This is a genomic window from Shinella sp. GW835-FHT14H05 (assembly GCF_058793575.1).
This window is the reverse complement of record NZ_JBXAFY010000006.1, coordinates 182,031-196,921: the sequence shown is the minus strand read 5'-3', so window position 1 is coordinate 196,921 and position 14,891 is coordinate 182,031. Positions and strand designations below refer to the sequence as shown.

13 protein-coding genes are annotated in these 14,891 nt (G+C 64.8%); 6 read left to right on the top strand and 7 right to left on the bottom strand.

The window, feature by feature from the left end:
- Positions 1-144 precede the first annotated feature (144 nt).
- From lptF to rsmA, 6 genes are all read left to right on the top strand, one after another.
- The gene (gene lptF, locus AC1Q6Z_RS19550; protein WP_492648944.1) at positions 145-1,314 is read left to right on the top strand and encodes an LPS export ABC transporter permease LptF; all 1,170 of its coding nucleotides are present in this window, start codon (positions 145-147) and stop codon (positions 1,312-1,314) included.
- Positions 1,311-2,393, top strand: a complete 1,083-nt coding sequence (gene lptG / locus AC1Q6Z_RS19545) for an LPS export ABC transporter permease LptG (protein WP_439628335.1) — start codon at positions 1,311-1,313, stop codon at positions 2,391-2,393. The genes lptF and lptG overlap by 4 nt, the downstream gene beginning before the upstream one ends.
- Entirely contained in the window at positions 2,393-4,729 is a 2,337-nt protein-coding gene (locus AC1Q6Z_RS19540) for an LPS-assembly protein LptD (RefSeq protein WP_435265204.1), read from the top strand. Before lptG ends, AC1Q6Z_RS19540 begins: the two co-directional genes overlap by 1 nt.
- A gap of 146 nt (positions 4,730-4,875) precedes the next feature.
- Positions 4,876-5,814: a SurA N-terminal domain-containing protein gene (locus AC1Q6Z_RS19535; protein ID WP_256118851.1), complete on the top strand. Its 939-nt coding sequence runs from the start codon at positions 4,876-4,878 to the stop codon at positions 5,812-5,814.
- A 59-nt stretch (positions 5,815-5,873) separates the two neighbouring features.
- Complete coding sequence (gene pdxA, locus AC1Q6Z_RS19530) at positions 5,874-6,896, top strand: 4-hydroxythreonine-4-phosphate dehydrogenase PdxA (RefSeq protein WP_492648943.1); 1,023 nt, start codon at positions 5,874-5,876, stop codon at positions 6,894-6,896.
- Positions 6,896-7,723, top strand: coding sequence for a 16S rRNA (adenine(1518)-N(6)/adenine(1519)-N(6))-dimethyltransferase RsmA (gene rsmA / locus AC1Q6Z_RS19525; protein WP_492648942.1), 828 nt, complete (start codon positions 6,896-6,898; stop codon positions 7,721-7,723). The genes pdxA and rsmA overlap by 1 nt, the downstream gene beginning before the upstream one ends.
- A 172-nt stretch (positions 7,724-7,895) precedes the next feature.
- Here the strand turns inward: rsmA and gmk are convergent, their stop codons facing one another.
- From gmk to fabD, 7 genes are all read right to left on the bottom strand, one after another.
- Positions 7,896-8,555, bottom strand: coding sequence for a guanylate kinase (gmk, locus tag AC1Q6Z_RS19520; protein ID WP_256118848.1), 660 nt, complete (start codon positions 8,553-8,555; stop codon positions 7,896-7,898).
- A 3-nt stretch (positions 8,556-8,558) separates the two neighbouring features.
- Positions 8,559-9,446 (bottom strand): YicC/YloC family endoribonuclease, encoded by an 888-nt coding sequence (locus tag AC1Q6Z_RS19515; RefSeq protein WP_256118847.1) that lies wholly within the window; start codon positions 9,444-9,446, stop codon positions 8,559-8,561.
- Between the two features lie 179 nt (positions 9,447-9,625).
- Entirely contained in the window at positions 9,626-10,807 is a 1,182-nt protein-coding gene (gene mltG / locus AC1Q6Z_RS19510) for an endolytic transglycosylase MltG (RefSeq protein ID WP_256118846.1), read from the bottom strand.
- 220 nt (positions 10,808-11,027) lie between these two features.
- The gene (gene fabF / locus AC1Q6Z_RS19505; protein WP_435265199.1) at positions 11,028-12,287 is read right to left on the bottom strand and encodes a beta-ketoacyl-ACP synthase II; all 1,260 of its coding nucleotides are present in this window, start codon (positions 12,285-12,287) and stop codon (positions 11,028-11,030) included.
- 109 nt (positions 12,288-12,396) lie between these two features.
- Positions 12,397-12,633, bottom strand: coding sequence for an acyl carrier protein (locus tag AC1Q6Z_RS19500; RefSeq protein WP_018327362.1), 237 nt, complete (start codon positions 12,631-12,633; stop codon positions 12,397-12,399).
- Between the two features lie 282 nt (positions 12,634-12,915).
- A complete protein-coding gene (gene fabG, locus AC1Q6Z_RS19495; protein ID WP_256118844.1) occupies positions 12,916-13,653 on the bottom strand; it encodes a 3-oxoacyl-[acyl-carrier-protein] reductase in 738 nt (245 codons plus the stop codon).
- Positions 13,654-13,765: 112 nt separating this feature from the next.
- Positions 13,766-14,710, bottom strand: a complete 945-nt coding sequence (fabD, locus tag AC1Q6Z_RS19490; protein ID WP_492648941.1) for an ACP S-malonyltransferase — start codon at positions 14,708-14,710, stop codon at positions 13,766-13,768.
- Positions 14,711-14,891: the final 181 nt, after the last annotated feature.

The window sequence follows — 14,891 nt, the reverse complement described above, 5'->3', positions numbered from 1 at the left end:
CATGCTTGTTCGCCATAAATTTTCCTTGGCCGGAGAGACTCCCGGCTATGGCATCAGCCTGAAGAAAGCTTATATGCCCATGGCTGTTCCGAGGGGTGCCCCTGCACGAAGCCGGAGCCGCCTGTCGGAAACGCGGACGAAACGATGAAATTGATCGAGCGCTATATCCTGCGGCGGGCGTCGCTCATGTTCGTCGCCACGCTCGTGCCCCTGCTCGGCATCGTCTGGGTCACGCAGGCGCTCGGCAGCATCAACCTCGTCACCGACAGCGGCCAGTCGATCTTCGCCTTCCTGCGGCTCGCGACGCTCATTCTCCCCTCCGTCATCCCGATCATCCTGCCCTTCGCGCTCGTCATCGGCGTGTCGCAGACGCTGACGGTGATGAACGCCGATTCGGAGCTGACGGTGCTGAACTCCGCCGGCGCCTCGCGCATGACGATCATCCGGCCGGTCATGATTCTGTCCGTGGCGATGAGCCTCGTGTCCTTCGTCGTCGACAATTTCGCCGAACCCTATTCGCGCACCGCCGTGCGCAAGATGATCGCGACGGCGCATGCCGACATGCTCTCTTCCGTCGTGCAGGAAAACACCTTCCGCAAGATCACCGACGGCCTCTATGTGCAGGTGGCCGAGCGTCGCAACGGCGGCGTGCTGGAAGGCCTGTTCGTGGCCGATACGCGCGATCCGCGCTTCGAGCTCGTCTATTATGCCCGAGAGGGCGCGGTGGACGAAAACAGCTCGGCGCTGGTGATGAAGGACGGCGAGGTGCACCGCAAGCTGCCGGACGGCAACGTCTCGATCATCAAGTTCGATTCCTACGCCTTCGATCTCGCGGACCTGACGCAGAGCGTCGGCAAGACGAACATCCGCGCCAAGGACCGCGACCTCTTCTATCTGTTCGATCCGGACCCGAACGATCCGCAATACCAGCGCAATCCGGGCGCCTTCACCGCGGAAATCCACCGCCGCTTCACGGAATGGCTGTTCCCGGCCGTCTTCGGCCTCATCGCGCTCGTCGTCAGCGGCGATGCGCGCTCGCACCGCGAAGCCCGCGTGCACCCGATGATCACGGCGCTGCTCACCGCCCTCTTCGTGCGCTGGGCGAGTTTCTATGCGTCCAACAATGCGGAAGATTCCGCCTATTTCATACCGATCATGTATCTCATCCCCGGCGTCACCGCCGCACTGGCGATCCGCTATCTCGGGCGCAACAAGAGCCTCGACATTCCCGTGACGCTCGGCGAGCGGTTGACCGAGCTCGGCAATCGATGGCGAGCAGGCCCGGCCTCCACTGGCGGGAGCGGCCAGCCATGATCCCCACACTCGGCTTCTATTTCTTCCGCCGCTACACGGTCACCACTGTCTGGTTCCTGCTCGGCATCTTCTCGCTGATCTTCATCATCGATTTCAGCGAGATGTCGAACCGCGTCGGCGCCCTGCCCGGCTATACGCTGACCAGCGGCCTGCTGGTGACGGCGTTGCGCATCCCGACGATCCTGATGCAGACCGTGCCCTTCGTGGCGCTGTTTGCGGGCATGGCCTCCCTGATCTCGCTCAACCGGCGTTACGAGCTGGTCGTCACGCGGGCGGCGGGCATTTCGGTCTGGCAGTTCCTGCGCCCCTTCATCATCGGCTCCTTCCTGTTCGGCGTGCTCGCCGTTCTCGCCATCAATCCGATCGCGGCCTGGAGCAGCAGGAAGGCCGTGGAGCTCGAAGCGAGCTGGGGCGCGGCCAATGCCTCGCGCACCGAAAACGCCGTGCCGTGGCTGCGCCAGATCTATGGCGACGACCAGGCGATCATCGGCGCCAAGGCAGTCCTCGACGAGGGCACGCGGCTGTTGAACGTCACCGTCATCCACTTCGATACGGACGGCCGCATCGTGCTGCGCCAGGATGCCGATTCGGCAACCTTGGAAGATGGTTACTGGCTTCTTAAGAACGTGCACGAGACGCGCAACGGCGAGTTGCCGGTTCGTCTCGAAGAGGTACAGCTTCGTACCAACCTGAAACGGGAATTCGTCCAGGAGAGCCTCGAAAAGCCTGAATCCATTCCGTTTTTGAGCCTTGGGCGCAAGATCGAGGCGGCAAAGTCCTTCGGTTTCCCCACCGACGCGATGGAAACGCAGTTCCATTCCCTGCTCTCGCTGCCACTGCTCCTGGTTGCCATGACGCTGATCGCAGCCTGTGTATCATTGAAATTTAGCCGGTTTAATCAATCGCGTGCGGTGATTCTGGGTGGAATCCTGTCAGGCTTCATGCTTTATGTCGTCACCGTGCTTGTGAAAGCATTCGGAAGCAGCGGTGTTGTACCTCCGTTCGTTGCGGCCTGGCTCCCAGTGGTCGTCGCAATGTCGTTAGGGGCGACGATTCTTCTCCATCAGGAGGATGGCTAGTGGCGGCAGGCGACCGCAAAACGAATAGGTGGTTGAGAGCCGCCCTGCTTGCAGGTGCGGCCATGTGCGCCATCGTGCCCGCCTCCGCGCTCCCCGCCCGGGCGCAGGCACCCGACATCCAGTCGATGGAACCGAATATCCCGGACGACGCCAAGCTGCTTCTGGCGGCGAACGAGCTCGTCTATAACAATGACTCCGAAAAGGTGATCGCCCGCGGCGCGGTGCAGATCAACTATGGCGGCTACAAGCTCGTCGCCCGCCAGGTCGAATACAACCAGAAGACCGGCCGGCTGACCGCCTTCGGTAACATCGAACTCATCGAGCCGACGGGCAACCGCGTCTACGGCGAGCAGATGGACCTGTCGGACGATTTCGCCAACGGTTTCGTCAATGCGCTACGTATCGAGACGACCGACCTGACCAAGCTGGCGGCGACCAGCGGCGAGCGCGTCAACGGCGAGGAGATGATCCTCAACCACGCCGTCTATACCGCCTGCACACCCTGCGCCACGGACCCGACGCACCGCTCTCTCTGGCAGATCAAGGCCGAGCGCGTCGTGCAGAACGGCCGAACCAAGACGATCCGGCTCGAGCGCGCCCGCTTCGAGATGTTCGGCCGGCCGATCGCCTATATTCCCGTGCTGGAAGTGCCGGACCATACTGTGAAGCGCAAGAGCGGCTTCCTGTTCCCGCAGTTCAGCTATGAGCAGAAGCTCGGCCTCGGCATCACGACACCCTATTATTTCGCGATCGCGCCCGACATGGACGCGACGATCTCGCCGAGCGTCTTGACCCGCCAGGGTTTCCTCGTCGAGGCGGAGTTCCGCAAGCGCTTCCACAACGGCCAGATCACGCTGCGTGCCGCCGGCATCGACCAGTGGAATCCGGGCGTGTTTTCCGCAGGCACGAGCGACCGGCGCGACGATTTCCGCGGCATGGTCGCCTCCGAGGGCCGCTTCAAGATCAATCCCCGCTGGGCCTTCGGCTGGGATGTCATGGTGCAGAGCGACAACAATTTTTCGCGCACCTATGACCTGGACGGCCTGAGCGACCGCATTCACACCAATCAGGTCTATCTGACCGGTCTCGGACGCCGCAACATCTTCGACCTGCGCTCGTTCTACTTCGACGTGCAGGATGCCGACCCGCAGGACCGGCTGGAGCGCAAGCAGGCGATCGCCCAGACGCTCGACTACGAATATATCGCGCCGCAGCCGGTCCTCGGCGGCGAGCTGTCGATCACGACGAACATCACCAATATCGAGCGCGACCTCTCCGACCGATACAGCGTGCGCGGCAATGAACGCTTCCGCGGGCTTGCCGGCGGCACAACGCGGCTGACCAGCGAACTCGAATGGAAGCGCCAGTTCGTCGTACCCGGCGGCCTCGTGCTGACGCCCCTGCTCGCGGCCCGCGGCGATATCCACCGCCTCGACATGAACGACCCCGGCCTCGCCTATGCCGGCATCTACGAGGACGACAGCAGCGCGACCCGCTCGATGCTGACCGCCGGCCTCGAGGCGCGCTACCCGATCCTGGCGACGACCGACACCAGCACCCACCTCTTCGAGCCGATCGCGCAGATCTACCTGCGCCCGGATGAAGACTATCCGGGCGGGTTGCCGAACGAGGACGCGCAGAGCTTCGTCTTCGACGCGACGAACCTCTTCGAGCGCGACAAGTTCTCCGGCTTCGACCGTATCGAGGGCGGCTCGCGCGCCAATATCGGCCTGCGTTACACCGGCACCTTCGACAATGGCGTGCGCCTGCGCTCGATCGTCGGCCAGTCGTTCCATCTAGGCGGAGTCAATTCCTTCGCGACGCCGGACCTCGTGAATGCCGGTGCCAATTCCGGCCTCGAACGGGATACGTCGGACTATGTCGGAATGGCCGGCTTCGACCTGCCGAACGGCCTTTCGGTCGCCCACAGCGCTCGCCTCGACAAGAACGACCTGTCGCTGCGCCGCTCGGACACGTCGGTGCGCTTCGATGGCGCCCGCTTCGAGACCGAGGTCACCTATACGCGCATCGCCGCGCAGCCGCTTTACGGCCTGGCGGAGAATGCCAGCGAAATCCAGAGCGCCGCGGCCTTCAAGTTCGAGAACTACTGGTCGGTGTTCGGGTCGCTGACCTACGACATCAACCGCCAGAGCCTGTCGCGCAACGGTTTCGGCTTCTCCTACGACGATCGCGACACGGTCTTCTCGGTCGTTTACGAGCAGACGCGCGACAAGTCCGGCACGACGGCGAACGACTGGTCGATCGGCGCGCGGCTGATGTTCCGCACGCTCGGCGACATCAATGTCGGCGATACGACGCTGACGGGCTTCGAATAGGCCGCGCGGCGGCTCTTGTCATCGTTTGGCCGCATGTATTATGCACATCCGGGAGAGCGCCCGCTGGTGAACGCCTTCCGCATGGGAGGCGCGCCCGCACGGATGACACCGGTGGACGCGGCAATGGGTTTGGGAAAGGGACTGGCATGATGGGCAGACAATCTCTGGTGCGCTCCATGATGATGGGCGTGGCACTTGCCGCCGCCGTGACGATCGCGGCCCCGGTCGGCACCGTTCAGGCGGCAAGCTCCGTCGTGGCTGTCGTCAACAACATGCCGGTGACCTCCGGCGAGATCGAGCGCCGCGCCGCCTTCCTCAGGCTGCAGCGCGCCAAGGGCAACCTTCGCGCCATGGCCCGCGAGCAGATGATCGAGGACGCTCTGAAGCGCACGGAAATTCTGCGCGTGCGCAACTCCGTCAGTAGCTCGGACGTCGAAGCCGCCTATGCGCGTTTCGCCTCTTCCAACAAGATGACGACCCAGCAGCTCGGCCAGGTCCTCGACCGCGCCGGCGTCGGCGTCGAACACTTCAAGCAGTATATCGCCGTGCAGATGAGCTGGCCGCGTGTGGTCAATGCCCGCTATAGCGGCACCGCCACCGGCAAGACGCTCGTCGAGCGCATGCAGGCAAACGGCGGCAAGAAGCCGGTGACGACGGAATATTTCCTCAAGCAGGTCATCTTTGTCGTGCCGGAAAAGCGCCGCAACGCCATTCTCGGCAAGCGCAAGGCGGAAGCGGAAGCCTCGCGCTCGAAATTCCCGGGCTGCGACCAGGCCAAGGTTTTCGCCGCCACGATGCTCGATGTCTCGATCCGCGACCTCGGCCGCGTGCTCGCGCCGGAAATGCCGGAAGACTGGAAACCGCTCATCGAGAAGGCCGACGGCCTGACGACCGGCACGCGCGTCACCGAACGCGGCGTGGAATATCTCGCGATCTGCAAGAAGCGTGAAGTCAACGACGACGTGGCCGCCGAAATGGTGTTCCGCGCGGAAGACCTCGCCAAGTCGAACGGCAACGAGAACGACGAGAACAGCAAGAAGTACCTCGCCGAACTGCGCAAGAAGGCGACGATCACCGAACGCTGATGTCTCGGCCGTAAGCTTCCGGCCGGTCCGCTCTCTCCAACCCGCTGACGGCAGGTCCCATGACGACGACGAACATTCCTCCGCTGGCGCTCACCATGGGCGATCCGGCGGGGATCGGGCCGGATATCACGCTCGCGCTGTGGTCGGCCCGCAAGACGCTTTCCCTGCCGCCCTTCCTGTTCATCGGTGATGCCCGCGTTCTGCGCGAGCGCGCCGCCCTGCTCGGCCTCGACGTCGCCATCGCGGCGGCGGAGCCCGAGACGGCGAACGCCCTCTTCCCCGATGCCCTTCCGGTGCTTGCCTGTGACTGCGCGACCGCCGTCGTGCCCGGCGCGCCCAACTCGGAGAACGCCGCCGCCATCACCGGCGCGATCGAGACGGCGGTTGCGCTCACATTTGCCGGACGCACCTCCGCCGTCGTGACGAACCCGATCGCCAAGGCCGTGCTCTACGATGCCGGCTTCGGTTTCCCCGGCCATACGGAATTCCTCGCCGACATCGCGGCCAAGGCCACCGGCAGGCCGGCGCTGCCCGTCATGCTGCTTGCCGGACCGAAGCTGCGCAGCGTGCCGGTGACGATCCACATCCCGCTGAAGGACGTTCCCGCCGCGCTGACGGAAGAGCTGATCGTCGAGACCGCCGTCATCACCGAACGGGACCTGCGCCAGCGTTTCGGCATTGCGCGCCCGCGCCTTGCCATTGCCGGCCTCAACCCGCATGCGGGCGAAGGCGGAGCGCTCGGCCTGGAGGACGACGCGATCGTGCGCCCGGCCGTGGAGCGGCTGAAGGCCGCCGGCATCGACGCCGTCGGGCCGTTGCCGGCCGACACGATGTTCCACGATGCGGCGCGGGCCACCTATGACGTGGCGCTCTGCATGTATCACGACCAGGCGCTCATCCCCGCCAAGGCGTTCGGCTTCGACGATTCCGTCAATGCGACGCTCGGCCTGCCCTTCATCCGCACCTCGCCGGACCATGGCACCGCCTTTGCCATCGCCGGCAAGGGCATCGCCAGGCCGGACAGCCTGCTGGCCGCCCTCCGTCTTGCCTACGACCTCGCCATGCACGAAAGGACCGCGTGATGGCGGCACTCGACGGACTGCCGCCGCTGCGCGACGTCATCCAGCGCCACGGGCTCGATGCGAAGAAGGCGCTCGGCCAGAATTTCCTGCTCGACCTCAACCTGACGCAGAAGATCGCCCGCACCGCCGGCCCCATCGAGGACCACACGGTCATCGAGGTCGGCCCGGGACCGGGCGGCCTGACGCGCGCCATCCTCGCGCTCGGCGCCAAGCGAGTGATCGCCATCGAGCGCGACGCGCGCTGCCTGCCGGCGTTGGCGGAAGTGTCCGATCACTATCCCGGCCGGCTGACAGTCATCGAAGGCGATGCGCTGAAGACCGATTTCGAGGCGCTGGCACCCGGCGAGCCGGTGCGCATCATCGCCAACCTGCCCTACAATGTCGGCACGCAACTGCTCGTCAACTGGCTCCTGCCGAAGGCCTGGCCGCCGTTCTGGGATTCGCTGACGCTGATGTTCCAGCGCGAGGTGGGCCTGCGCATCGTGGCGGATGAAACCGACGACCACTATGGCCGGCTCGGCGTGCTCTGCGGCTGGCGCACCGGCGCCCGCATGGCCTTCGACGTGCCGCCCCAGGCCTTCACGCCACCGCCGAAGGTAACCTCCTCCGTCGTGCACCTGGAGCCGATCGCCAACCCGCTGCCCTGCGACGTGGCCAAGCTGGAACGCGTCACCCACGCCGCCTTCGGCCAACGCCGCAAGATGCTGCGCCAGAGCGTCAAATCCCTCGGCGGCGAGGCGCTGCTCGCCCGAGCGGAGATCGATCCGCAGCGGCGGGCGGAGACGTTGAGCGTGGAAGAATTCGTGCGGCTGGCGAACGCGCTCTGAGCTGCCCCTCATCCGGCCTGCCGGCCACCTTCTCCCCGCAAGCGGGGCGAAGGGGATATGCCGCTCCGGTTTCCCAGACCCTCACCATCCCATGGGGCACGTCCCCTCTCCCCGCCTGCGGGGAGAGGGTTAGGGTGAGGGGCAATCCTGCCAAGACGGTATGGACGAGCGCCTAAAGAACCGGCTTCTCCGTCACCAGCTTCGTCACGAACTCGAACAGCCCATGCCGTCGGTCGCGGCGCAGGCGTTCGGCCTTCACGATGCTCTGCACCGCGTCGAAGGCGACGGAGAGGTCGTCGTTGAGGATGACGTAATCGTATTCGCGCCAGTGCTCGATTTCCGCGCAGGAATTGGCAAGCCGCGTCTGGATGACCTCTTCGGTATCCTCGGCGCGGCGATGCAGACGCGATTGCAGCTCGGTCATCGAGGGCGGCAGGATGAAGATCGAGACGACGTCGGCCGGCATCTTTTCCTGGAGCTGCTGGGCGCCTTGCCAGTCGATGTCGAACAGCATGTCGCGGCCGACGGACATCGCCTCTTCCACCGGCTCGCGCGGCGTGCCGTAGAAATTGCCGTGCACCTCGGCCCATTCGAGCAGCGCATCGCTGTCGCGCAGGCGTTCAAATTCCTTGTGGTTGATGAAATGATAGTGCCGGCCGGCGATTTCGCTCGCGCGGCGCTGGCGCGTGGTGACGCTGACCGACAGGCTGAGACCCGGATCGGCCTCCAGCAGGTTGCGCGCGATTGTCGACTTGCCGGCGCCCGATGGCGAGGAGATGACGAGCATGAGCCCGCGGCGTTCGATTTGGATATGTTTCGACGGCTCGGCCATGGCCTACTCCAGATTCTGGACCTGTTCCCTGAACTGATCGATGACGACCTTCAGCTCGATACCTGCAGCCGTTACAGCAGCGGCGTTCGACTTGGAACAGATCGTATTCGATTCCCGGTTAAATTCCTGTGCGAGAAAATCGAGCTTGCGGCCGACCGGCCCGCCCTGCGCCAGAAGTTCGCGCGCGGCCGCGACATGCGCCTTCAGCCGGTCGATCTCCTCGCGCAAATCCGCCTTGGTGGCGATAAGGGCGGCCTCCTGGTGCAGCCGGTCGCGATCGAGCGCCGTCGTGCCCTGCATGAGCAGCGCCACCTGCCCCGAAAGCCGCTCGGCAATCGCCGCGACGCTGCGCGACGGATCGGCCTCCACCACGGCGGTCAGCGCCTCGATGCGGGCGACCTGGCCGAGCAGCACGCCGGCAAGCGCCGTGCCCTCGCTCGCGCGCATGTCGGCAAGACAGCGGATCGCCTCGGCAAAGCCCGCGCGGATATCGCCGTCGCGCGCCATGCGCTCCGTCTCGCTCTCCTCGGCCTCGCGGAAATCGACGATGCCGCGCACCGCCAGCAGCGTGTCGAGCTTGAGGGGGGCGGGATCGACGATGCCGGCAAGCTGGTCGCGCAGCGCCAGCACCGCGGAGAGCGCGCCCTGGTTCACCACCGCCTCGATCTGCGGCTCGCTGACGCTGACGGCAAGGCCGATCTGGAGATTGCCGCGCGAAAACGCCTCGCCGGCCACGCGCCGCACATCGGCCTCCATGGCCTCGAAACCGGGTGGTATGCGGAGCCGGAGGTCGAGGCCCTTGCCGTTGACCGAGCGCAGCTCCCACGCCCAGCGGGTGCGCCCGCTGGTTCCCTCGACCCGCGCAAAGCCGGTCATCGATTGCAATGTCATGTCGTCCTCCCCTGGCGCCCGCCGGGGTTCGCCAACAGCTGCGCCGAAACCGCGCGAGGGGCCTCGCACGGAATCACGCGCTCAAAGTGAAGCAGTTTGCCGGGGTTGGAAACGGCCAAGCCGGCGGATCGCGCGGCGATCCACATCAAAGGCATCGCCCGGTCGCCCACCGGCCCCTTTTACTGGGAGCCGGCCGCTTCCGCCTCTTTCGCAGCCTCTGCCGCCTTCTCCGCTTCGAGCTTGCGCCAGCGGCGGACGTTCTGGTTGTGCTCGTCGAGCGTCTCGGCAAAGACGTGCCCGCCGGTGCCGTCGGCGACGAAGTAGAGGTCCGGCGTGCGCGACGGGTTTGCCACCGCTTCGAGCGCCGCGCGGCCGGGATTGGCGATCGGCGTCGGCGGCAGGCCCTTGATGATGTAGGTGTTGAACGGCGTCTGCTTTTCCAGGTCCGACTGGAAGATCGGGCGGTCGGCCGGCTTACCGTCGCCGCCGAAGATGCCGTAGATGATCGTCGGGTCGGACTGCAGGCGCATGCCCTTTTCCAGCCGGTTCAGGAAGACCGAAGCGACGCGCGGACGCTCGTCGGCCCTGCCCGTCTCCTTCTCGACGATCGAGGCGAGCGTCACGAACTCCTCGCGCGTGGCGACCGGCAGGTCGTCGTCGCGGCGCTCCCAGATCTGGTCGATCAACGCCTTCTGCGCATCCTGCATCTGGTGCAGGATATCGGCACGCTTGGTGCCGCGCGAGAACTTGTAGGTATCGGGCATCAGCGAGCCTTCGGCCGGAAGCTCCGCCGGCAGGTCGCCTTCGAGTACCGGATCGTCGGTGAGGCGCTTGAACACCTGCTTGACCGTCAGGCCCTCCGGCACGGAAACCGAATAGAGGATCGACTTGCCGGATTTCAAAAGTTCGACGATCTCGCGCATCGTAGCGCCGGCCTTGATCTCGTATTCGCCGGCCTTCAGCGTGTCGCCGTCGAGATAGACGCGCGAGAGCACGCGGAAGACGCGGCTGTCGCTGATGACATTGTTGCGTTCGAGATTGGCCGCGATCTCGTTCGTGCCGGCGCCGGCGCGCACGATAAAGTTTGTGTTGGCGGTGAGCGGACCCGGTTCCTCGTAGCTCTTTACGCCGTAATAGAACACGCCGATGCCGATGATCGACGCGAAGACGACCACGGTCATGACAAAATTCAGGAAGATGACGATCTGGCTGCGGGCCTTGCGCGAGCGCTTGCGGCTCGGCGGCTGCGGCACCTGTTCCGGCCGAAGGGCCTCGCTGGCGGACTTGGGAATGATGCGCGGCTGGCCGGATGCCTCGCCGCGGCCAAACTGCGTCTCGCCGGAATCGTTCGTGTCGCTCACGGACTGTCCTCATGTTCGGGCATTGCCCCTGCATCATTCGCCAAATCCACGTCGATTTCACGAATCATGCAGAAATTTAAAAAATGCTACGGCGTGGTTTACGCATCATGACGGACGCGCGGCGCTGTAGACGTCTTCCAACAGAGCAATACGGCAAAAGCAGGATCGACCCCGCTCTTCGCATTCGGGTGTGTGGCGTGCCGGGTTTTTATCCCCGGTATCAGGCGTATCGCTTCAAAACGATGGACGCATTCGTTCCGCCGAAGCCGAACGAGTTGGACAGCGCCACGTTGATCTCGCGCTTGCGCGCCTTGTGCGGCACCAGGTCGATCGCCGTCTCGACGTCGGGATTGTCGAGGTTCAGCGTCGGCGGCGCGATGTTGTCGCGGATCGCCAGCGCCGTGAAGATCGCCTCGACCGCACCGGCGGCACCGAGCAGATGCCCGATCGCCGACTTGGTGGACGACATGGAGACGCGGGGGGCAGAATCGCCGACCAGGCGCTCGACGGCGCCGAGCTCGATCGTATCGGCCATGGTGGAGGTGCCGTGCGCGTTGATGTAGTCGAGCTCGCTTGCCGGAATGCCGGCGCGCTTCAGCGCCATCTGCATGCACCGATAGGCGCCGTCTCCGTCTTCGGCCGGTGCCGTGATGTGGAAGGCGTCGCCGGAAAGCCCGTAGCCGACGACTTCGGCATAGATCTTCGCGCCGCGCGCCTTGGCGTGTTCCAGCTCTTCCAGGATGACGACGCCGGCGCCCTCGCCCATGACGAAACCGTCACGGTCACGGTCATAGGGCCGGGAGGCTGCGGTCGGGTCGTCGTTGCGCTCGGTCGAGAGCGCCTTGCAGGCGGCAAAGCCTGCGAGCGCGATGCGGCAGATCGGCGATTCCGCGCCGCCCGCCACCATCACGTCGGCGTCGCCGAGCGCGATCAGGCGGCTGGCATCGCCGATGGCGTGCGCACCGGTCGAACAGGCGGTCACGACGGAATGATTGGGGCCGCGCAGCTTGTGCTTGATCGAGACCTGGCCGGAGGCAAGGTTGATCAGGCGGCCGGGAATGAAGAAGGGCGAGACGCGGCGCGGACCCTTGTCGCGCAGCGTGTAGCCGGCCTCGACGATGCCTTCGAGGCCGCCGATGCCAGAGCCGATGAGCACGCCGGTCGCGATCTGGTCTTCGTTGGTCTTGGGATGCCAGCCGGCGTCGGCAAGCGCCATATCGGCGGCAGCGACGGCGTAGACGATGAAGGGATCGACCTTGCGGCGTTCCTTCTGCTCCATCCACTGGTCAGGATTGTAGGTGCCATCGGTGCCATCGCCCAGCGGGATGGAACAGGCAATCTTTGCGGGAAGGTCCTCGACCTCGAAAGTGGTGACCCTGGCTGCGCCGCTACGGCCTTCAAGAAGCCTGGTCCAGCTGATTTCAGTGCCACAGCCGAGCGGGGATACCATGCCGGTCCCCGTGATAACGACACGCCTCATCGTTCGTGATCCACCCTACCTGCTTTTATCTTTATCGCCTCGACGAGGAGGTGCGGCCTCCAATGGGAGACCGGGACGGGCCGCTGGAAGCGGCCCGCCGGAAGTCAGATCAGGCCTGGGCCTTCTCGATGAACTTGACCGCGTCGCCGACCGTCAGGATCGAGTCAGCAGCATCGTCCGGGATCTCGACGCCGAATTCTTCTTCGAACGCCATGACCAGTTCGACGGTGTCGAGCGAGTCCGCGCCAAGATCATCGATGAAGCTTGCGCCTTCGCTGACCTTTTCGGCGTCAACACCCAGATGATCAATGACAATTTTCTTTACGCGTTCTGCTACGTCGCTCATGTCGGATTCCTCGACCTTTGTTTTTGATCGGCGCCTGTCACGGCACCGGACACTCAACACGCCCGATGTGCCTCAAGAACACATCCGGCAATCCCTTCAACCGGCAATGCGGCATTGGCGATACTGTTTTGTACCGCCTGAACGCGCAGGCATTTCACGGTCGACTGCTGACAGTCATGGCCCGATTAACACGGTTTATGTCTGTCGCAAAGTGCGAAAATGGCTGGGGCTCCGGCGGTCAACATGCAATTTCAGCTGGTTGACCGGGCGCTTTGCCCCTCGTCAGATCATCGCCATGCCGCCGTTCACATGCAGCGTCTGGCCCGTCATGTAGGAGGCTTCCGACGAGGCGAGGAAGGCGACGGCGGAGGCGACTTCCGCCCCGGTGCCCATGCGCTTCATGGGGATGGCGCCCATGATGGCGTCTTTCTGCTTGTCGTTCAGCTTGCCGGTCATTGCACTTTCGATGAAGCCGGGGGCGACGCAGTTGACCGTCACGTTGCGGGTGGCAATCTCGGCGGCAAGCGACTTGGTGAAGCCGATCATGCCGGCCTTGGCGGCGCAATAGTTCGCCTGGCCCGGATTGCCGGTGACGCCGACGACCGACGTGATGTTGATGATGCGGCCGTAGCGTCGGCGCATCATCGGGTGGGTGAGCTCGCGCGTCAGGCGGAAGACCGCCGTCAGGTTCACTTCGAGAACCGCATCCCAGTCGTCGTCGCTCATGCGCACAAACAGGCCGTCCTTGGTGATGCCGGCATTGTTGACGAGGATATCGACGCCGCCGAGCTCGGCTTCCGCCTTCTCGCCCAGCGCCTTCACCTCGGCGCGGTCGGAGAGGTTGGCCGGGAAGATATGCACGCGCTCGCCAAGTTCGTTGGCGAGCGTTTCGAGCTTCTCGACGCGCGTGCCGTGCAGGCCGACGATGGCGCCCTGGGCGTGGAGGATGCGGGCGATCTCTTCGCCGATGCCGCCGGACGCGCCGGTAACGAGGGCCTTGCGGCCGGTAAGATCAAGCATGGTCGGGTTCCTCTTTATTAGAGCGAATAGCGAATGGGGAGTAGGGAATAGGGGAAGAGCGATCGTGGATTGCAACTATTCGCTATTCGCCATTCCCTATTCGCCTCTCAAATCAGCCTATGAGCGCGGCGAGCGCGCTGTCGATATCGGCGGGGGTGTTGATGGCGATGCCGGTGACGGACTTGTCGATGCGGCGTGCGAGGCCGGTCAGGACCTTGCCCGAGCCCACTTCATAAAGCGTGGTGACGTCGCTCTTCGCGAACCATTCTACCGTCTCGCGCCAGCGCACCTGGCCGGTGACCTGCTCAACGAGCAGGCGGATGATTTCCTGCGGATCGCTTACCGGCGCTGCGCGGACATTGGCGACGACCGGCACGATCGGGGCCTTTGCCGTAACACCGGCAAGCGCCTCGCGCATGGCGTCGGCGGCCGGCGCCATCAGGGCGGAATGGAAGGGGGCGGAGACGGTGAGCATCAGCGCGCGCTTGGCGCCCTTCTCCGTCGCGAGCCGGGCCGCGACTTCGACGGCGGGCTTGGAGCCGGAGATGACGAGCTGGCCGCCGCCATTGTCATTGGCGATCTGGCACGAGCCGCCCTTGGAGGCTTCCTGGCAGACCGCTTCGACATCCGCCTGCTCCAGGCCGATGATCGCCGCCATGGCGCCCTCGCCCACCGGCACGGCCGACTGCATGGCATTGCCGCGTATGCGCAGCAGGCGTGCCGTATCGGCCAGCGAGAAGGTGCCGGCGGCACAGAGCGCGGAATATTCGCCAAGCGAATGGCCGGCGACATAGGAGACCTGATCCTTCAGCGACAGGCCGCGCGCTTCGAGCACGCGCATGACGGCGATGGACACGGCCATCAGCGCCGGCTGGGCGTTCGCCGTCAGCGTCAGCGTCTCTTCCGGTCCCTCGAACATGATGGCGGAAAGGTTCTGGCCGAGGGCCTCGTCGACTTCCGCGAAAACGGCGCGCGCTTCCGGGAAGGTTTCGGCGAGATCCTTGCCCATGCCGACGGCCTGGCTGCCCTGGCCGGGGAAGGTGAATGCTACGCTCATCGGGGGTCTCCCATCTTATGTTTTCTTTTCCATTCACATTCCGGAAGGCCGAGTCAAGGCGTCGGGCCAATCCCGCAAGCCGCGCGGCCGGCATTTCCAAGGGCTTCGCACAGACTTCCGGCTTGCACTTTGCGGCGACCGGCCTACATTCGCGCCGTTCCCACAACAGGATTTCTCCTCC